We start from the raw sequence: 16855 nt of genomic DNA on the forward strand, positions 1-16855 counted from the left end.
ACCTACCGGCACGCGGTCAAGATTCTGCTTGTCTTGTCGGTAGTCGCAATCGAAAAGATCGCCGATTGTGCTTCGAGCGCCGGAGCAGGGGGCACGGCCAGCTTCTTTGTAGTAAATGTTTGTAATGGTCGAGTTCCACAGCGGGGAAGCGCCGTGTCCGGACCAGACATCTTCCTGTCCTACAACCGGGCCGACGCCGCGCGGGCGAAGCAATTCGCCGATGCTCTTGCAGCCGAGGGCTTCAGTGTGTGGTGGGATGCGACGCTGCGTTCGGGCGAAACCTACGACACGGTGACCGAGCGCGCGCTCGAAGAGTCCCGTGCCGTGGTGGTGCTGTGGTCGCCCAACTCGATCAATTCGCGCTGGGTCCGCGCCGAGGCGACCGAGGCCGACCGGGCGCACAAGCTGGTCCCGGCGATGATCGCCCCCTGCAAGCGACCGATCATGTTCGAGCTTACCCAGACCGCCGAACTCTCGCACTGGAATGGCGACCGGTCCGACGCGGTATGGCAGGCCTTCGTTTCGGACTTGCGGCGTCACATCGGCAAGAGCGGTGATACGCCGATACCGGCTCCGACATCTCCAACCTCCGACAACGGCGGTGGTGGAACGCGCCACCGGACCGGCCGTGGCGCCATGGCGATTGCTGCTGTTTCCTTGGCCCTCGCCCTGCTGGTCGCCGGCGTGTACTTCCTGCGTTCGTCCGGAGCATCGGCTAAGCTGACCGAGCAACCGGTTCAGGTTGCCACCTTTGCCGCAGAAGGCGGACCCGCCGCCGCGCTGCTGGCGACGACTATGAAGAACACCGCACAGGAAATCCTCGGTGACGCCGGTTATCGTACGCTCCCGGTCGAACAGCCGGATGGCGACGCGGGATTCGCGCTGAAGGGTACGGCGGTGGCAACGGGCGGAAGGGTCAGGGTCTTCGCCCAGATCGAGCATTTGCCGAGCGGGGAAACCGTCTGGAGCGGACAGTTCGAAGACGCAGAGGCGAATGCCGATCTGGTGGCGGTCGCAGCCTCGGTCGTGGTGGCCGAATCGCTCAACGCCGTGCGCGATGCCGAAAAGCAGGACGGTCTCAAGCTCGCTTCCAAGGACATTGCCGCCTTCATTGAGGGGGGCAATGCCACAGCCATGTTCTCTTCCGAGAAGGAAGGCCGGGCTCGGCGAATCTTCGAGGAGCTTGTAAGGCGTCTGCCCGGTTCGGCGCACGCGCACGCCATGCTGGCCCTCTCACTCAACGACGAACCAGCACGGCGCACCGAGGAGATCGAAAAAGCCATTGCGCTCGATCCGGCTGCGGCCGGCGCCGCATTCGATGCGCGCTATATCATGGAGAGGGGCAACAACGCGGACCTGGCGAAGCAGGAAGACCTGCTGCTCGATGCCCTGCGCCAGGCTCCCGAGTTTCCATTCCTCAGCATGCGCGAATGCAACTTGCTGGGTGCGGTGGGGCGGCTGGAGGAGGCGCGCGAGCATTGCGTCCGGGCCATGGCGATGAGGCCGACCGCCTCGCCGATTGGTTGGCGCAAGTCGTTGACCGAAGATCTGAGCGGTAATCCCGGACTAGCGCGAGAAACGATCGACCGCATGGTTCGGTATCATCCCGACCTGCCAAGCACCCAGTCGGAGCTATTCCGCCTCTATGCCTTTGGTGACGATCCCGCGAAGGCTCTGGATGTCCTGCCGGTTATTGCGCGGGTCGCTCCCGACGCTACGCCTGGCGAGTTGTCGGCGCTTGAACAGTTCGTCCGCGCCCGGATCAGTGGTTCGGCTGCGGACAAGTCGCGGGCTGCGAGTGCCATTGCCGAAGCGGTGCGCCTGGGGCAGATGCAGGTCGAATTCGCGGCACCGGCGCTGGTGCTTCTGGGGCAGCCCGATGCAGCTTTCGGCCTTCTGGATGCGCGAGCGGCAAAGCAAGCCCGCAGCGCGCCGATCACCGCATTTCTGTTTGGACCGACGATGGCCCCGCTTAGGCAAGACCCACGCTTCTGGCGCTTTGCCACGCAGGCGGGCCTGGTCGATTACTGGAACACGCGGGGGGTGTGGCCGGACTTTTGCGGGACGGAAGTGCCGCTTGCCAGGTGCAAGGCGCTGGCGGCCGTGACGCAGGCCTGATCTCGCTCCCGCGAAAAAAGGCCCCCGCCGAAGCGGGAGCCTTTCCTCCTCTGCCGGCGTGTCAGGCGCCGCCGGAGGCGGTGTTGGTCATGGTTTCCATCACCTTTTCGAGGTTGAAGCTGCCTGCCTTCTGGCTCGGCGGGAACTCCTTCAGCGTCTCGAGGAACTTGCCGATGATCCCCTGCATCGGGACGAGTATGAAAGCACGGTCGAGATACCAGTCCCAATACGAGTTGGAGGTGATGTCCGCGTTCTCGTAAGGATCGGTACGCAAGTTGAACAGCTTCGGCGTTCGCAAGGTCACAAACGGCTCCGCCCAGATCTGGAGCGTGCCCGTGCAGCGCTGTTCCATGAACAGCGCTTTCCAGTTGTCGACTCTGATGGCAGCGACGTCGCCCTCGTCGGTCCAGTAGATGAAGCCCTCGCGCGGCGACTTCTCGCCCTTTGTCAGGTGACCGACCTGGCTCAGTCCGTCGAGGTGAACCTTATACTTATTGCCATTGAGAGTGGCGCCCTTCTTGAGCTGGCCGGTGATGTCATCGATCCCGGCCATTTCGGCGAAGGTCGGCAGCCAGTCGAGGTGCGAAACGATATCGTTGGAGATCGAGCCGGCAGGGATCTTGCCCGGCCAGCGCACCATGGCAGGTACGCGATACGCGCCTTCATAGCTCGTGTTCTTCTCCGAACGGAACGGCGTGGTGCCGGCATCCGGCCAGGAGTTGCAGTGCGGTCCGTTGTCGGTCGAGTACATCACGAAGGTGTTGTCCGCGATGCCGAGCTCGTCGAGCAGGGCGAGCATCTGGCCGATCACCTTGTCGTGGTCGATCATCACGTCGTGATACTCGCTCTGCCAACGTCCGGCCTGGCCGCGACTTTCCGGCTTCGCGTGGGTGCGGAAGTGCATGTGGGTGGTGTTGAACCAGACGAAGAACGGTTCGCCCGATTCCACGGTCTTCTTGATGAAGGCAGTGGCCTTTTCCGCGACCTCTTCGTCGATCGTTTCCATGCGCTTCTTGGTCAGCGGGCCGGTATCCTCGATCTTCTGTCCGCCCTTGCCGTCGGCATGGCAGTGAAGCACGCCGCGCGGACCATAGTTTTTCTTGAAGTCCGGGAAATCCTCCGCCTTGGGGTAGTCGACGTTCTCCGGCTCTTCCTCGGCGTTGAGGTGATAGAGGTTGCCGAAGAACTCGTCGAAGCCGTGCATCGTCGGAAGGTGCTCGTCGCGGTCGCCCAGGTGGTTCTTGCCGAACTGCCCGGTCGCATAGCCGGCCGATTTGAGCACCGTCGCGATGGTCGGGTTTACCTTCAGCATCCCTTCCTTGGCGCCCGGCATACCCACCTTGGTCAGGCCCGTGCGAACACCGTTCTGTCCCATGATGAAGCTGGCGCGGCCTGCGGTGCAGCTCTGTTCGGCGTAGTAGTCGGTGAACAGCATGCCTTGCTCGGCGATGCTGTCGATGTTGGGCGTGCGATAGCCCATCATGCCCTTGGTGAAGATGCTGAGGTTCGACTGACCGATGTCGTCTCCCCACAGTATCAAGATGTTTGGTTGCTTGTCGGCCATGGGAGTCTCTCCTGCGCGTCTGTTCGGATAGAATCGCGGAAAGCACGATGGCGGGACGGGAGGGGGACGCCCATCGGGCGAACTACCGATCAGGCTGCTGTTGCGGTTATTGGAGATCCACGGACTTGGCTGCCTACTCCCAGTCGTCGCCCCCATAAGCGCCGTCCGCCAGGTCGGTGAAGCGAGTGATTTTCGCCTCGAACCGCAGCCGCACCTTGCCGGTCGCGCCGTGGCGCTGCTTGGCGACGATCAGTTCGGCGATCCCGTGGACGCGTTCCATTTCGGTGGCCCAGGCGGCGTGGGCTTCGGCGATCTTCATGTCGTCGTCGCCCTGCGGAACCTTGGGTTCGCGGCTGGCGACGTAGTAGTCCTCGCGGAAGATGAACCAGACCATGTCGGCGTCCTGCTCGATCGAGCCGGATTCGCGCAGGTCGGAGAGCATCGGGCGTTTGTCGTCGCGCTGTTCGACCGCGCGACTGAGCTGGGACAGCGCGATCACCGGCACGCCGAGTTCCTTGGCCAGCGTCTTCAGGCCGCGGCTGATCTCGGAAATCTCGTTGACCCGGTTGTCGGTGGCCCGGCCGCTGCCCTGCAGCAGCTGCAGGTAGTCGACCACGATCAGCCCGATGTCGTGCCGCCGCTTGAGCCGCCGGGCGCGGGTGCGCAGCGCGCCGATGGTCAGCGCGGGGGTATCGTCGATGTACAGCGGCAGGTCGGCGAGGCGCTGGCTGGCGTAAGACAGGTCCTGGAACTCGTCGCGCCCGATCTTGCCCATGCGCAGCTTTTCGGACGGGATGCCGGCCTGCTCGGCGAGGATGCGGGTGGCGAGCTGGTCGCTCGACATTTCGAGGCTGAACAGCGCCACCGGGGCGCCGACGCTCTTCTCGATCCCGTCGCGCTTGTCGCGCACGTAGCGGTCGGCGCAGTTGAAGGCGATGTTGGTGGCGAGCGAGGACTTGCCCATGCCCGGACGCCCGGCGAGGATGATGAGGTCGGAATCGTGCAGCCCGCCGCACTTGTCGTTGATCGAAACGAGCCCGGTGGTCTTGCCAGAGACATGGCCCCCCGAATTGATCGCCGTCTCGATCATCTCGAGCGCCTTGTTCGAGGCGCTGCGGAAGCTGTCCGCCTCGCTGGTGCTGGCCGCGCCCTCGGCGACTTCGTACAGGCGCGCTTCGGCCTGCTCGATCTTGCGTAGCGGCTCGACCTCCTCGCTGGTGTCGAGCGCGCCCTCGACCAGCTCGCGGCCGACCACCACCAGTTCGCGCAGCAAGGCGAGGTCGTAGATCTGCTGGGCGAGTTCGCGCGGGGCGAGCAGGCCCTGGCCGTCCGCGGTGAGGCGGGCGAGATAGGCGGTGCCGCCGAGTTCGCGCAGCGCCTCGTCGGCCTCGAAATAGGGCTTCAGCGTCACCGGGGTGACGATCATCTGCTTGTCGAGCAGCACGAGCACGCGCTCGAAGATGCGGCCGTGCAGCGGGTCGAAGAAGTGCTCCGGGCGCAGCGGGACCGTCATTTCCTCGAGCAGCCGGTTGTCGATCAGCACCGCGCCGAGAAAGGCCGCCTCGGCCTCGAGGTTGGCGGGCAGCTTGCGGCCCGCGGGCGTTTCCACGGTCGGGGTTTGGGGGCGGATCAGGAGGTCTTCGTCGGACATCGGTGCCTGATGCGCCGATGCGGGATTCGCGGCAAGGGGAGGGGCGGGAAATCGAGTTGTGGATAGCGGGCAAATCCTCACCCGCGACGTGACGGAATTGCCAGCTTGCCGCTTGCACTGCCGTCTGCGAAAGCCGCCGCGATGGCCGAGACAGTCCCGCACCCCAACCGCATCGCCGCGATTTCGCTCGACGAATCGACGGTGCTGGCGCGCGGGCCGCAGGTCGAGCAGGAGCGCGGAGCGGCGCTGCGCGACCTCGTAGTGGACAGCCATTTCCGCCCGATACGAGCGATCGAACTGGGACATTCGGGACCGTGGTCGCTCGACCTCGCGGTGGTCGACGGGCGGCTCGCCATCGGCCTGCGCGACCATCACGGGCGGGATGCGGGGGGTATCGGCCTCGGCCTCGCCCGCTTCCGCCGTACGGTGCGCGAATACTTCGCCATCTGCGACAGCTACTTCAAGGCGGTTCGTAAGGCCTCGGCGCAGGAACTTGAGACGCTCGACATGGCCCGGCGCGGAATCCACGATCGCGGCGCACGCCACCTGCTCGAAGCGCTCGATGGAAAGGTCGAACTCGACCACGATACCGCCCGGCGGCTCTTTACGCTGGTCTGCGTGCTCCATATCAGGGCCTGACAACAGGCAGGTCGCAAGAACGGGGTCAATGGGACGGAAGAAGGCTTTTCGCTGGCGCACGCGGATTCTCGCGCTGTTCCTGCTCGCCGCGCTGGTGGCGGGAGGCTGGGCGTGGTGGACGGCGCAGCACTGGCGGCCGGAACGCAAGGACTTCCCGGTCCAGGGCGTGATCGTTGGCGCGCGCGACGGGCGGGTCAATTTCCCCGCTTTCCGGGCGATCGGCGCGCAGTTCGTATATCTCGACGCGAGCAGCGGGGCGGGGGGCCGCGACCCGGCCTTCTCCCGCAACCTGCGCAATGTGCGCGGCTCGGGCCTGTCGGTGGGGGTGGTCCACACCTACGACCCGTGCGAGCCGGCCGAGCGGCAGAGCGCCAACTTCGTCACCATCGTCCCGCGCGATGGCGGGCTGCTGCCCCCGGCGATCGCACTGCTCGGCACCGCCGAGGACTGCCCGGAGCGGGTCAGCGAACAGGCGGTCGAGAGCGAGCTGACCACCTTCCTCAACCAGATCGAGGGGCATGTCGGCCAGCCTGCGGTGCTGCTGGTCTCGCCCGAGTTCGAGGCGCGCTACAACATTGCTTCCAAGATCGAGCGCAACCTGTGGCTCGAACGCGACTTCATGCAGCCCGACTATGCCGGCCGGCCGTGGACGCTGTGGACCGCCAACGCGCACTACCGTAACGATGCCAGCCCCGAACCCGTGCGCTGGGTGGTGCTGCAACCGTGACGGAAGACGACATCGCACTGATCGAAGCGGCGCGCGGCGCGGCACTCAATGCCTACGCGCCCTATTCGGACTTCCCGGTTGGCGCGGCGCTGCGCTTTGCCGATGGGTCGGTGGTGACCGGCGCCAATGTCGAGAATGCCAGCTACGGCCTCGCGCTTTGCGCCGAGGCGGTGGCGGTCGGCACCGCCATGGCGGAGGGACACCGCGGCGGGCTGGTGGCGGTCGCGGTGACCGGGCCGGGCGATGCGCCGATTACGCCGTGCGGCCGTTGTCGCCAGGTGCTTAACGAACTCGCTTCGCTCGGTGGCACAGACCCCGACGTGCTGTGCGTCGGCCCCTCCGACGTGCGCACGGTAAAGCTCTCGGCGCTGCTCCCCGATGCCTTCGGTCCGGACAACCTGGGCTAGCTCGACTGTCCCGTTTCTGGATGGTCCGGCGAATCCATTAGCTGGGGCCGGCAATCAGAAGTAATTGGTTATCAGGGCGCTAACCATGCGCGAGTCGCCCCTGTGACCCTCCGCACGGACGGGAGGGTGCTATGGTTGTGCAGGGAACTGCCGGCGACGATCTCCTCGTGGGGACGAACAAGGCCGACATCATTGAGGGGCTCGACGGCAAGGACAGGATCTTCGGCAAGGCCGGGGACGACATACTCTACGGCAACGACGGCAACGACCGCCTCGACGGCGGACCGGGCAAGGACATCCTCTACGGCGGGGCCGGCAACGACCTCTTGCTCGGCGGTTCCGGAATGGACACGCTCGTGGGCGGCATTGGCAACGACCGATACTGGGTCGATTCCGGTGACACGGTGGTCGAAGGCGCCGGCGAAGGCATCGACATCGTCTACGCCAGTGGCTCGTTCACGCTGTCCGACAACGTCGAGCAGCTGAACATCCTCAAGGCCGGCACCGGGACCGGGAACGGCCTGGACAACCTTCTCAACGGTTCGACCGGCGCCGACAACCTCTACGGACTCGACGGCAACGACACTATTCGCGGTGGCGACGGCAACGACCTGCTCGACGGCGGAGCGGGAACCGACACACTGCGCGGCGGCGCCGGGCTCGACATCCTGATCGGCGGTACCGGACGCGACTTCTTCGTGTTCTACGCCGACGAGAGTTCGGCCAACCATGCCCTGGCCGATGTCATCGAAGATTTCAGCTAGGCCGAGCACGACCGTATCAGCCTGATGCACATCGACGCCGACACCGGCGCTTCGGGCGACCAGGCTTTCGGTTTCATCGGGACGGCGGAATTCTCCGGCCACGCCGGGGAGCTGCGCTATGTGCACGGCGGCGGCACGACCTTCGTCGAGGGCGACACCAACGGCGACAGGCTGGCCGATTTCTCGATCGCGCTGACCGGGCTGCACACCCTGGTTTCCGGCGACTTCATGCTTTGAGAGGGGGGGCGCGCGGCTCAGATTGAGCCGCGCGCTTGCTTCGCTTCGCCGAGAATTTCGAACGCTTCGCGCATCACGTAAAGCGCGATGGCCGCGCCGACCACGAGGTCGAACGCGCGGATGCCGGTAAGCAGTACCGCGAGCCCCGACAGGATCACCGCGGCGTTGGCGACGACGTCGGCGCGGGTGAATATCCACGCCGCACGCATGTGGACCTCCTCACTGCGCTGCTGCGCGATCAAGCCCATGACCACGACGTTCACCACCAGCGCGGCCGCCGCGATGCCGATCATGCCAATGCCTTCGGGCGCGCTCCCTTCGAACCAGCGGCGCACGACCTCGGCCAGCATCCCGAAGCCGAGCAGCAGCAGCGCCCAGCCGCTGAACCTTGCCGCATTGGCCTTGAACAGCGCGCTGCGGCCGATGGCGGCGAGCGCGAGGGCATAGACTGCCGCGTCGGAAAGCATGTCGAGCCCGTCCGCCAGCAGCGAGGCGGAATGGAACGCCAGACCGCCGCCACTCTCGATCACGAACATCGCCGCGTTGAGCACAAGCGCGACGGTCAGCGCGCGGCGCTGGGCAGGGGTATCGGTCCCGGTCGGTTCGCAGCCGCAGTCGGACATGCGCCCGCGATTACAGGACATGGGCACGGCGTGGCAAACCGTGTTAGGCTGCGCGCGAGAGGCGGTGTGCAAGCCGCCCGGAGGAAGAGGAGCGAGTGATGCTCAACAAGGCCGACAACGAGCTGCTGACCCGGGTCGGGCCGGGAACGGCGATGGGCGCGATGCTGCGTGAGTACTGGGTGCCGGCCTGCCGCTCCGCAACGCTCGAAGCGGGCGGGGCGCCCGAGAAGATCCACCTGTTCGGGGAGAACTTCGTCGCCTTCCGCTCGCCCGACGGCACGCCCGGTTTCCTGCAGGAGGCCTGCCCGCACCGCTGCGCGTCCTTGCGCCTCGCGCGTAACGAAGAAGGCGGCCTGCGATGCATCTTCCACGGCTGGAAGTTCTCCGCCGCGGGCAAGTGCATCGACGCTCCGACCGAGCCGCGCGCCCAGCGCGAGAAGTTCGCCGACAGCGTGCCGGTGCGCAGCCACCGGGTGCACGAGGCCGGCGGCATGGTCTGGGTCTACATGGGCGCGAAAGAGACCCCGCCGCGCTTCCCCGACTACGAGTTCACCGACCTGCCCGAAGGCCACGTCCAGCCCTATCGCGGGATCATCCGCACCAACTGGCTGCAGGGGCTCGAGGCGCTTCTCGACAGCGCCCACGTCACCTTCCTCCACGCCACCAACCTCGATAGCGCCAAGGGCCGGTCCTACTTCAAGGACGAGAGCGACATGATGCTGGCCGACGGCGCGCCGGTGTTCGAGTTCGACGAGCGCCCCTACGGCTTCCGCGAGGGCGCGATCCGCGAGGAGGCGGAAGGCCGCCGCTACGCCCGCGTGCGCGAGGTCTCGCTGCCGTTCTTCAGCTTCATCCCCTCGGCCCCGCGCGGTCCGCGGATGGTGTGCTGCTCGATCCCGATCGACGACGTCACCACCGCGCAGTGGTACATCGCCTACGACACCGACGCGCCGATCAGGCACAACATGATCGGCGCCTTCGGCACCTGGAGCGAGAACCCGGATCACTTCAACGCCGACATGGGCGGCCCCGAAGACAACTGGCAGCAGGACCGCGAGGCGATGAAGGCCGGCCACTGGTCGGGCATCATCGGCCGCTCGAACGCCTACGAGGACTTCGCGGTGCAGGAATCGATGGGGCCGATCGTCGACCGGACGAAGGAGTATCTCGGCACCTGCGACCGGGTAATCTACCGCGCGCGGCGCTTGCTGCTCGATGCCGTGCGCCGTCACCGCGACGTGGGCGAACTGGCCTTTTCCGCCGAGGAAATCGACTACGGCGCAATCCGCGCGGTGAGCTTCGCCTACCCGGCCGACGCCGACTGGCGCGAGGTCGATCCCGAGGGGCTGGCCGAAGCAGCCGAATAGCCGCCCTCGACAAGCGGTTGATTCCGCGTCAATATGATAACGTTCACATGGGAGAGCGTGACATGACAAGGATCGCAATTTTCGTGCTTGCCGGCCTGGTCTTGGCGGCCGCACCGGCGGCGGCGCAGAACCAGGGCCAGACCGGTGCCCCCAGTAGCCCGATGGGCTCCAGCATGCCGCAAGGTGCGCCGGGCGACACGCCCGCTTCGGGCAACATGGGCCAGCTCGAGCACATGTCCGAGACCGAGAAGTTCGCCTTCGAGCGCTCGGGATCGGACAAGGCGGTAAAGTTCGCGGCCAAGGCGCAGGCCTTCATCACCGGATCCGCCGACGAGCGCGAACGGGCCATGTCGGTCGGCCGCGATGCCCAGGCCGGCAAGCCGTTCGACATGAGCGGGGACGACATCCGCGCCGCTCTCGAGGCCGACCTGCAGGACTGGCGCAAGACTTTCAGCATCCCGAAGGCGCAGTTCCAGTCGATTCACGAGCAGCTGGTGCCCGCAAAGGTCGAACTGACCGCCGCCGAATGGGCGGTACGCCGCGCGCAGTGGTTCCAGGCCCGAGACAAGTGGATCGACGACCAGCGCGCATTGCTGGGGATTCCCGCAGGCGGCTAGCCGCGACATTCCGCGACAGCTTGGCGATTGCGTGCCTCGCGCCTTCGGCATAGTCTCGCCTCACACGGGGAGAGGAGACTCTGCATGAAGAAGTTTGTTCTGGTTGCCGCCGCCGCCGCCTTGTTCGCGACGCCGGCGCTGGCCGAAGGAACCGGCGCAGCCGGCGCTTGGGCGATCGAGGCGAAGACCGATTTCGGCACCTTCAAGTCCGACTGGACCGTTGCCGAGGCGGACGGCGCCTACACGCTGGAAATGAAGGACGCGCCGATGGAAGGCGGTCCGGGTGGCGGCGAACCGCCCAAGAGCACGATCTCCAACCTTGTCGTCGACGGCGATCACCTGACCTTCGACCGCGCGCTCGACATGGGCGGCCAGCAGATGAGCATGAAGTACGACCTGACGGTCGCCGGCGACACGATGTCGGGCACCGCCAAAAGCGACTTCGGCGACATCCCGATCTCGGGCACCCGCAAGTAGGACTGGGCCCTAACGGGCGAAGAAACGGTCGATGATTTCGCGCGCCGGCCTGACAGGTCGGCGCGTTTCCGCGTCGATGCAGCACCAGGTCGATTTGACCTCGGCGATGATCTCCTCGCCGCGCTGAACCATGGTCTCGTAGCAAGCGCGCACACCCTGGACCTTTTCGAGCACGACATGGGCAATCACTTCGTCGCCGAGGAAGGCCGGGCGGCGATAGGTAATCTCGTGCTTGAGCGCGACCCACAGGTGCCGCGCCACCGCCTCGACCGGTGCGACGGACTTCCAGTGATCGATCACCGCATCCTGCACCCAGCCAAGGTAGCGGGCGTTGTTCACGTGACCCATGAAGTCGATGTCGGCGGGCGCGATGGCGATGGGGAAGAGGTGGGGCTTGCTCACATCGGTGTAAGTAGCGTGCGATTGTCACATCGCAAGGACTATCTGCCCTCTGCCTCGAGCCATTCGACGAGGGCTGCGAGGCATTCGCGCGCCAGCAGCTTGCAGCGTTCCGGGCTCCAGCCCTGTTCGGGGTCGGGCAGGTCGTCGTTGTCCTTGAACGGCATTTCCAGCGTCATCGAGCAGGCGCCGAAGCGCTCGGCGACCTGGTTGGTGCTCATCGACAGGTTGGCCTTGCCGGCCCGCGCGACGGGATATCCCTTGGCGGTCTGGAATTCGGGGGTGCGGCGGGCGAGGATCAGCTGGAAGCTGTTGTACTTCGCCTGCAGTTCCTCGCTCCACGACGGGATGCCCTCGAACCCGGCGAGGAAGTTGGCGGCGATCGCCTCGTCGCCGTGGACGTCCATCGCGAAGTCGACGCCGGTTTCATCCATGGCGTTGCGGATGGCGAGGACCTCGGGCGACTTCTCGGCGCTCGGCTCGTGCCATTCACGGTTGAGGTTGGTGCCGACCGCGTTGGTGCGCAGGTGCCCGCGGCGGCTGCCGTCGGGGTTGCAGTTGGGCACGACGTTGAGGCGGCACTTCTGGCGGAGGACGCGCGCGACCGGGTCGGCCGGATCGGTCAGCACTTCGAGAGCGCCTTCCATCCACCATTCGGCCATCGATTCGCCCGGGTGCTGGCGGGCGTAGAGCCAGACCTGCGTTTGGCCCTCGCCCATGGCGAGGCAGTCGAGCGGCTGGCCGTCGAGCGTCAGGCCGAGGCAGCGATACTCGACGCCTTCTGCGCTGGCGGCCTCGGCGACGAGGTCGTGGTGCCGCTCCATCGAATAGGGCGCGAAGTAGGCGAACCAGGCGACGTCGCTGGCCGGCGTGTAGCGGATCGTCAGCGTGCCGCCGTCCTCGCCCTTGTCGAAGGTCGTTTCGGCGCGGCCCCAGTAGTCGCGGTCCTCGGAGACGCAGGCGTTGTAGCCCGGCCAGCCCGCGGGATAGGCGCTGGTGTTGAGATCGGTGATGCGCAGCACGAGCTCGCGCCCGGCCGCGCCGGTGACGCGGAAATGGAACCACTGGCGGAACTCGGACATGTGGTCCGCCGGGATGGCGAGGGTGGCGCTGGCGCCGTCGATGGAGATTACGTCGATGTTGCCGCTGTCGAACGCGGCGTTGATTGCAATGTCAGTCATTTGACCTCGATAGTCGCGCCGGATTCGCCGGGGAAGCCCTTGAACAGCGCCGCCGCCATCTTGTCCGCGGCGGCCTGCGCGCTGGCGTAGTCGCTGTTGGTGCTGGCCGAAAACTCGGCGCGGCCTTCCCACAGCGCCTGCCCGGTGCCGTTGTCCTTTATGACCACGCGCAGCCGGTTGGCGGTGACGTCCGGCGGCGGGCCGGAAAGGTCGAAGCCGAGCCCGACGCCGACGCCCGAACCGTAGGACCCGGTCGAGCCGCCGACCCCGACATTGACCGGCGAACGGCGCGGCGCAGCGTGGAGTGCCGTACGCTCGACCCGAACTTCGGCGACCTGCCCGCTCACCTCGTTTTCGACCACGCGGTACCCGAGCCTCGCCAGCTCGGCGGCGACGGCCTGCTTCCAGGCGGTGAATTCGAGGCCGTTGCCGCCGTCCGCGGCGCGGACGGAAATGCTCCCGTCGCCGAGGCGAGCGGGCTCGCTGCCGCTGAAGCGGGTCACAGAAACCGGCGAGACGACGGTCTGCACGCACCCGGCCAGGGCAAGAGCGGCGAAGGGGGCGAGGAACAGGCGGTTCATGACGATGTGACCTCCGGGCTTGTTTGTGATGGCATGGGGGCATATCGCGCCAATGCTAACCGGACAATGAACCGGCTTTCCGCCCTTGACTTGGCCTCCCTCCGCCCTTAGGGGCCCGCGCTTGAAATTGCGGCATCGGAGGCCATCTCCGGTGCCGAACTTTTTGGAAGAACCGTCATGAAGATCGTCAACAGCCTCAAGTCGCTCAAGGGCCGTCACCGCGACAACCGCGTGATCCGTCGTCGCGGCCGGGTCTACGTGATCAACAAGACCAACCGTCGCTTCAAGGCGCGCCAGGGCTAATGCCGGCCGCGCCGCGATTCGTTCGCGGCAGCGATGAAGTGCAGGGCTCCCGTCAATTCGGGAGCCTTTTGCATGCCTGATACCCCGCGCGCAGTCGTCTTCGACATCGGCCGCGTCCTCTACGACTGGAACCTCAGGTACCTGATGGAAAAGCTCATCGCCGATCCGGCCGAGCTCGACCACGTGCTCGCCAACGTGATCAGCGAGGACTGGCACTTCCAGAGCGACTCCGGAACGCCGCTTGCCGAGATGGTTCCCGCCCGAAAAGCGGCGTTTCCGGAACACGCACACCTCGTGGACGCCTATGTCGAGCGCTTCAATGACACTATTCGGCACCCGATCGAGGGCACCCACGCGTTGGTCCGGCGGCTCCATGCGGCGGGCGTCCCGCTTTATGCGCTGACCAATTTCGGGGCTGAGTTCTTCGTCGGATTCCGCCCGCACGAACCGATCTTCGACCTGTTCGACGATATCGTCGTCTCGGGCGTTGAGAAGGTCGCAAAGCCCGATCCGCGGATCTACGAAATCAGCGAGCGCCGCTTCGGCCACCCGCCCGAGGCGCTGTTCTTCACCGACGACAATCCCGCCAACGTGGCCGCCGCCCGCGCACGCGGCTGGCAGGCGCACCTGTTCGAAGGGCCCGAGGGACTCGCCGACGAACTGGTCCGCCTCGGCTTGCTCTCCTGAAAGAGAACAGCCCCCGCGCCGCTTGGTAGGCGCGAGGGCTTTGGGTGGCATTCCCGGATTGGGAGGAATGCCGGGGGGATGGAGAGGATGCGGCCTCAGCCGTTGCAGCGAGCGAGGTCTTCAGTCGAGAGGTCCTGGCCGTCGGCGCTGAAGCGCACGACCGCCGAGGTTTCCTTGGCCAGCTTGCGGCAGACGAACAGCGGGCGGCTGGTGTCCTTGCCGGCGGAACACGAGGTGCCGTCGCAGTTCCACACCAGTCCGCCAGCGACGAACTTGGCGGTCTCGACCGGGGCGGTCAGTTCGGCCTGGTAATAGGCTGTCGAGCCGGCGGCGGCCGGGGCGGCAAGCGCGGCGGCGGCGAGAGCGGAGAGGGCAAACAAGCGCAAGGGGGACATGGGACACTCCTGGCAATCAGTTGCATTGAAAAACTAGTTGCGAATCGCTACCTAGGGAAGCGAGTTGCATTATGCAACCGAAATATTGCGTGTCCGTTGCAAGCCCACCCACCTGTGGGCTAATCGTCGCACGGAGAGAAGAAAGGCAGCAATGGGTCACTTGCACGAAAACCTGCGGGAGGTCGTCGAATGCGGCCTGCCCGGCGCGCTCGAAGTGATCGGCGACCGATGGAGCTTCATGATCCTGCGCGCGGGTTTCAACGGCATCCGCCACTTCGACAGCTTCCAGTCCGAACTCGGCATCGCCCGCAACATCCTCTCGAACCGCCTGCACAAGCTGGTCGAGAACGGCATCTTCAGCCGCGAACCGTGCGAGCACGACAAGCGCAAGGTCGAATACCGGCTTACCGCCAAGGCGATCGACCTGCTGCCCGCGCTCATCGCGCTTCGCCAATGGGGCGAGAAGTACACCAGCAAGGTGCCCTCGAACCTGGTGCTGGTGGACGCGCGCGACCGCAAGGCGATCGAGCCGGTGCGGCTCCACGCCCACGATGGGCGGCCGCTGGCCTACTCCGACCTCGACTGGGAAGAGGCGGACAAGGTTGCCTCAACCGATCGCGGCGCGTCCGGCGAGTGCTGCTGAGCCGCCTTGCGCTTCAGTTGATGCGCAGCAGGCGCTTTATGTTCGTGAGCAGCGCCAAGACCGTGACCGGCTTCGACAGGTAGCCACTCGCCCCGGCATCGCGAATCCTCGCTTCCTCGAGACGTCCGGCATAAGCGGTGATGGCCAGGATCGGCAGGTCGCGATAATCGGCCTGCGCCTTGAGCCGCTCGGTCAGCACCAGCCCCGAGACGTTCGGCAGGTTGATGTCCATGATGACGAGGTCGGGCCGCACGCGCTCCACCTCGTCGATCACGCGCGCGCCGTCACCCACCGAGGTGACCGCGAATCCGGCCTGCTCCAGCGTCGCAATGTAGAACATGCGATTGAGCAGATCGTCTTCAACTACGAGAATGCGCCGTCCCATGGCTCAACAACGCAAAAATCCCCGCCGGTTCCGGAGCTAGCCACAATTTTAGATCATACGCCTTTCGGGGGAGCGCGTTCAGTTTTCCCCGGAGGACTTGGACTCGCCCTGTTCGATGGTCACTTTCGACGGTGGGGCGATGTCGGGATGACGCGAGGCAAGCTCGCGCTCGCGGTCCTCGTCACTCTCCTTCATGCCCTTCTTGAACTCGCGTACGCCCTTGCCGAAGTCGCCCATCGTCTCCGACAGCTTTCCGCGCCCGAACAGCACCAGCACGACGATGCCGACGACCAGCCAGTGCCAGACTGAAAACGAACCCATTTACGCGTGCACTCCTTTGCGTGGCGCCGGATTAGCAGGTCGGGGGAGGTGACGGAAGCGGGTGGGTAGTGGGATGCCGACGCCCAAGTCTGCTAGCGACCCAATTGCGGACAGTTGACACTGGATTTTAAGATGGCAGCTAGGCGCCCTAATCCAAGACATAAGAGCCCGACTTCTTAGTTCCCGAAAGTGGACATTCTTCGCGGACAAGTTGGCTGGTCGGGGGTTTGGCGCCTTTCTCCGCTACTATTCCCATGCAGTGAGGCTGTCAGTGGCGTCAGGAGCAGGATCAGGATCGGGGATCTTGTCGCCAGCCAGGAGATACGAAGCCGGTCGACGGTTATCCAGCAGAAGACCGGGCGCCCTGTTCAGTTCGAACTGACAGGCGATGTTCGTGCCAGCCTTTTGGCGTGGCTCGAGCGGCGTGGAGGATCGACCGAAGACTACGCCTTCCCAAGCCGCATCGATCGAACAAAGCACCTGAGCACGAGACAATACGCGCGCCTGGTCGATGAATGGGTGACTGCCATTGGGCTGCGACGTGAGGAATACGGTACGCACTCGATGCGGCGCACCAAGGCTTCGATGATTTACAAGGCGACGGGCAATCTCCGTGCCGTGCAAATCCTGCTTGGCCATTCCAAGATCGAGAACACCGTCAGGTACCTGGGCGTGGACATCGAGGACGCGCTATTGCTCGCCGAGCGCACGGAAATCTGAGGTCGAGGCGGTCCTTTCCCAAAACGGAAGCGGAAGGGCCGCTTCTCAA

At 65.5% G+C, this 16855-nt stretch carries 21 protein-coding genes and 1 pseudogene; 13 read left to right on the top strand and 9 right to left on the bottom strand.

The window, feature by feature from the left end; genetic code table 11:
- Nucleotides 1-153 precede the first annotated feature (153 nt).
- The gene (locus tag GRI89_RS16045; RefSeq protein ID WP_159797734.1) at nucleotides 154-2118 is read left to right on the top strand and encodes a TIR domain-containing protein; all 1965 of its coding nucleotides are present in this window, start codon (nucleotides 154-156) and stop codon (nucleotides 2116-2118) included.
- Nucleotides 2119-2179: 61 nt separating this feature from the next.
- Here the strand turns inward: GRI89_RS16045 and GRI89_RS16050 are convergent, their stop codons facing one another.
- Together GRI89_RS16050 and GRI89_RS16055 are read right to left on the bottom strand one after the other, a co-directional pair.
- Nucleotides 2180-3682, bottom strand: coding sequence for an arylsulfatase (locus GRI89_RS16050; RefSeq protein WP_159797736.1), 1503 nt, complete (start codon nucleotides 3680-3682; stop codon nucleotides 2180-2182).
- Nucleotides 3683-3815: 133 nt separating this feature from the next.
- Nucleotides 3816-5333, bottom strand: coding sequence for a replicative DNA helicase (locus tag GRI89_RS16055; RefSeq protein ID WP_159797738.1), 1518 nt, complete (start codon nucleotides 5331-5333; stop codon nucleotides 3816-3818).
- Between the two features lie 141 nt (nucleotides 5334-5474).
- Between GRI89_RS16055 and GRI89_RS16060 the strand changes: the two genes are divergently transcribed.
- The 5 genes from GRI89_RS16060 to GRI89_RS16080 all read left to right on the top strand — a co-directional run bounded on the left by GRI89_RS16060 (nucleotide 5475) and on the right by GRI89_RS16080 (nucleotide 8107).
- Nucleotides 5475-5972, top strand: coding sequence for a UPF0262 family protein (locus tag GRI89_RS16060; protein WP_159797740.1), 498 nt, complete (start codon nucleotides 5475-5477; stop codon nucleotides 5970-5972).
- A gap of 28 nt (nucleotides 5973-6000) precedes the next feature.
- On the top strand, nucleotides 6001-6699 hold the full coding sequence (locus tag GRI89_RS16065; protein WP_201290956.1) for a glycoside hydrolase family 25 protein: 699 nt from the start codon (nucleotides 6001-6003) through the stop codon (nucleotides 6697-6699).
- On the top strand, nucleotides 6696-7106 hold the full coding sequence (locus GRI89_RS16070) for a cytidine deaminase (protein ID WP_328598313.1): 411 nt from the start codon (nucleotides 6696-6698) through the stop codon (nucleotides 7104-7106). The genes GRI89_RS16065 and GRI89_RS16070 overlap by 4 nt, the downstream gene beginning before the upstream one ends.
- 131 nt (nucleotides 7107-7237) lie before the next feature.
- Complete coding sequence (locus GRI89_RS16075; protein ID WP_159797744.1) at nucleotides 7238-7870, top strand: calcium-binding protein; 633 nt, start codon at nucleotides 7238-7240, stop codon at nucleotides 7868-7870.
- Between the two features lie 24 nt (nucleotides 7871-7894).
- Nucleotides 7895-8107: a hypothetical protein gene (locus GRI89_RS16080; RefSeq protein ID WP_159797746.1), complete on the top strand. Its 213-nt coding sequence runs from the start codon at nucleotides 7895-7897 to the stop codon at nucleotides 8105-8107.
- A gap of 17 nt (nucleotides 8108-8124) precedes the next feature.
- Here the strand turns inward: GRI89_RS16080 and GRI89_RS16085 are convergent, their stop codons facing one another.
- Nucleotides 8125-8730, bottom strand: a complete 606-nt coding sequence (locus tag GRI89_RS16085; protein ID WP_159797748.1) for a cation transporter — start codon at nucleotides 8728-8730, stop codon at nucleotides 8125-8127.
- Nucleotides 8731-8828: 98 nt separating this feature from the next.
- Between GRI89_RS16085 and GRI89_RS16090 the strand changes: the two genes are divergently transcribed.
- The 3 genes from GRI89_RS16090 to GRI89_RS16100 all read left to right on the top strand — a co-directional run bounded on the left by GRI89_RS16090 (nucleotide 8829) and on the right by GRI89_RS16100 (nucleotide 11191).
- The gene (locus GRI89_RS16090; protein WP_159797750.1) at nucleotides 8829-10097 is read left to right on the top strand and encodes a Rieske 2Fe-2S domain-containing protein; all 1269 of its coding nucleotides are present in this window, start codon (nucleotides 8829-8831) and stop codon (nucleotides 10095-10097) included.
- Nucleotides 10098-10159: 62 nt separating this feature from the next.
- Entirely contained in the window at nucleotides 10160-10714 is a 555-nt protein-coding gene (locus GRI89_RS16095) for a hypothetical protein (RefSeq protein WP_159797752.1), read from the top strand.
- An 84-nt stretch (nucleotides 10715-10798) separates the two neighbouring features.
- Nucleotides 10799-11191, top strand: a complete 393-nt coding sequence (locus GRI89_RS16100) for a hypothetical protein (RefSeq protein ID WP_159797754.1) — start codon at nucleotides 10799-10801, stop codon at nucleotides 11189-11191.
- Nucleotides 11192-11200: 9 nt separating this feature from the next.
- Here GRI89_RS16100 and GRI89_RS16105 read toward each other — a convergent pair whose 3' ends face one another.
- Genes GRI89_RS16105 through GRI89_RS16115 form a run of 3 tightly spaced genes read right to left on the bottom strand, consistent with a single transcriptional unit; the run spans nucleotide 11201 to nucleotide 13352 of the window.
- Complete coding sequence (locus GRI89_RS16105) at nucleotides 11201-11593, bottom strand: acyl-CoA thioesterase (RefSeq protein WP_328598314.1); 393 nt, start codon at nucleotides 11591-11593, stop codon at nucleotides 11201-11203.
- Nucleotides 11594-11631: 38 nt separating this feature from the next.
- Complete coding sequence (locus GRI89_RS16110) at nucleotides 11632-12771, bottom strand: M14 family metallopeptidase (protein WP_159797756.1); 1140 nt, start codon at nucleotides 12769-12771, stop codon at nucleotides 11632-11634.
- Nucleotides 12768-13352, bottom strand: a complete 585-nt coding sequence (locus GRI89_RS16115) for a DUF4136 domain-containing protein (RefSeq protein ID WP_159797758.1) — start codon at nucleotides 13350-13352, stop codon at nucleotides 12768-12770. Before GRI89_RS16115 ends, GRI89_RS16110 begins: the two co-directional genes overlap by 4 nt.
- Before the next feature lie 177 nt (nucleotides 13353-13529).
- Between GRI89_RS16115 and ykgO the strand changes: the two genes are divergently transcribed.
- Together ykgO and GRI89_RS16125 are read left to right on the top strand one after the other, a co-directional pair.
- The gene (ykgO, locus tag GRI89_RS16120; RefSeq protein WP_033920696.1) at nucleotides 13530-13655 is read left to right on the top strand and encodes a type B 50S ribosomal protein L36; all 126 of its coding nucleotides are present in this window, start codon (nucleotides 13530-13532) and stop codon (nucleotides 13653-13655) included.
- A gap of 72 nt (nucleotides 13656-13727) precedes the next feature.
- The gene (locus GRI89_RS16125; protein ID WP_159797760.1) at nucleotides 13728-14342 is read left to right on the top strand and encodes an HAD family hydrolase; all 615 of its coding nucleotides are present in this window, start codon (nucleotides 13728-13730) and stop codon (nucleotides 14340-14342) included.
- Between the two features lie 95 nt (nucleotides 14343-14437).
- Here the strand turns inward: GRI89_RS16125 and GRI89_RS16130 are convergent, their stop codons facing one another.
- Entirely contained in the window at nucleotides 14438-14737 is a 300-nt protein-coding gene (locus GRI89_RS16130) for a CC_3452 family protein (protein WP_159797762.1), read from the bottom strand.
- 151 nt (nucleotides 14738-14888) lie between these two features.
- On the opposite strand from GRI89_RS16130, the gene GRI89_RS16135 reads away from it, so the two are divergent.
- Complete coding sequence (locus tag GRI89_RS16135) at nucleotides 14889-15380, top strand: winged helix-turn-helix transcriptional regulator (RefSeq protein ID WP_159797764.1); 492 nt, start codon at nucleotides 14889-14891, stop codon at nucleotides 15378-15380.
- 13 nt (nucleotides 15381-15393) lie between these two features.
- Here the strand turns inward: GRI89_RS16135 and GRI89_RS16140 are convergent, their stop codons facing one another.
- Nucleotides 15394-15765, bottom strand: a complete 372-nt coding sequence (locus GRI89_RS16140) for a response regulator (protein WP_159797766.1) — start codon at nucleotides 15763-15765, stop codon at nucleotides 15394-15396.
- Nucleotides 15766-15843: 78 nt separating this feature from the next.
- Nucleotides 15844-16086, bottom strand: a complete 243-nt coding sequence (locus GRI89_RS16145; RefSeq protein WP_159797768.1) for a twin-arginine translocase TatA/TatE family subunit — start codon at nucleotides 16084-16086, stop codon at nucleotides 15844-15846.
- 285 nt (nucleotides 16087-16371) lie between these two features.
- On the opposite strand from GRI89_RS16145, the pseudogene GRI89_RS16150 reads away from it, so the two are divergent.
- Nucleotides 16372-16806, top strand: a pseudogene (locus GRI89_RS16150) (tyrosine-type recombinase/integrase); the annotation flags it as partial.
- Nucleotides 16807-16855: the final 49 nt, after the last annotated feature.

The organism is Croceibacterium salegens, from assembly GCF_009827435.1.
GTDB lineage: Bacteria > Pseudomonadota > Alphaproteobacteria > Sphingomonadales > Sphingomonadaceae > Croceibacterium_B > Croceibacterium_B salegens.

Excerpts from the sequence above, each read along its gene's own strand:
- GRI89_RS16050 (WP_159797736.1), bottom strand. The coding sequence starts at position 3,682 with ATGGCCGACAAGCAACCAAACATCTTGATACTGTGGGGAGACGACATC.
- GRI89_RS16055 (WP_159797738.1), bottom strand. The coding sequence starts at position 5,333 with ATGTCCGACGAAGACCTCCTGATCCGCCCCCAAACCCCGACCGTGGAA.
- GRI89_RS16060 (WP_159797740.1), top strand. The coding sequence starts at position 5,475 with ATGGCCGAGACAGTCCCGCACCCCAACCGCATCGCCGCGATTTCGCTC.
- GRI89_RS16065 (WP_201290956.1), top strand. The coding sequence starts at position 6,001 with ATGGGACGGAAGAAGGCTTTTCGCTGGCGCACGCGGATTCTCGCGCTG.
- GRI89_RS16075 (WP_159797744.1), top strand. The coding sequence starts at position 7,238 with ATGGTTGTGCAGGGAACTGCCGGCGACGATCTCCTCGTGGGGACGAAC.
- GRI89_RS16080 (WP_159797746.1), top strand. The coding sequence starts at position 7,895 with ATGCACATCGACGCCGACACCGGCGCTTCGGGCGACCAGGCTTTCGGT.
- GRI89_RS16085 (WP_159797748.1), bottom strand. The coding sequence starts at position 8,730 with ATGTCCGACTGCGGCTGCGAACCGACCGGGACCGATACCCCTGCCCAG.
- GRI89_RS16090 (WP_159797750.1), top strand. The coding sequence starts at position 8,829 with ATGCTCAACAAGGCCGACAACGAGCTGCTGACCCGGGTCGGGCCGGGA.
- GRI89_RS16095 (WP_159797752.1), top strand. The coding sequence starts at position 10,160 with ATGACAAGGATCGCAATTTTCGTGCTTGCCGGCCTGGTCTTGGCGGCC.
- GRI89_RS16100 (WP_159797754.1), top strand. The coding sequence starts at position 10,799 with ATGAAGAAGTTTGTTCTGGTTGCCGCCGCCGCCGCCTTGTTCGCGACG.
- GRI89_RS16110 (WP_159797756.1), bottom strand. The coding sequence starts at position 12,771 with ATGACTGACATTGCAATCAACGCCGCGTTCGACAGCGGCAACATCGAC.
- GRI89_RS16115 (WP_159797758.1), bottom strand. The coding sequence starts at position 13,352 with ATGAACCGCCTGTTCCTCGCCCCCTTCGCCGCTCTTGCCCTGGCCGGG.
- ykgO (WP_033920696.1), top strand. The coding sequence starts at position 13,530 with ATGAAGATCGTCAACAGCCTCAAGTCGCTCAAGGGCCGTCACCGCGAC.
- GRI89_RS16125 (WP_159797760.1), top strand. The coding sequence starts at position 13,728 with ATGCCTGATACCCCGCGCGCAGTCGTCTTCGACATCGGCCGCGTCCTC.
- GRI89_RS16130 (WP_159797762.1), bottom strand. The coding sequence starts at position 14,737 with ATGTCCCCCTTGCGCTTGTTTGCCCTCTCCGCTCTCGCCGCCGCCGCG.
- GRI89_RS16135 (WP_159797764.1), top strand. The coding sequence starts at position 14,889 with ATGGGTCACTTGCACGAAAACCTGCGGGAGGTCGTCGAATGCGGCCTG.
- GRI89_RS16140 (WP_159797766.1), bottom strand. The coding sequence starts at position 15,765 with ATGGGACGGCGCATTCTCGTAGTTGAAGACGATCTGCTCAATCGCATG.
- GRI89_RS16145 (WP_159797768.1), bottom strand. The coding sequence starts at position 16,086 with ATGGGTTCGTTTTCAGTCTGGCACTGGCTGGTCGTCGGCATCGTCGTG.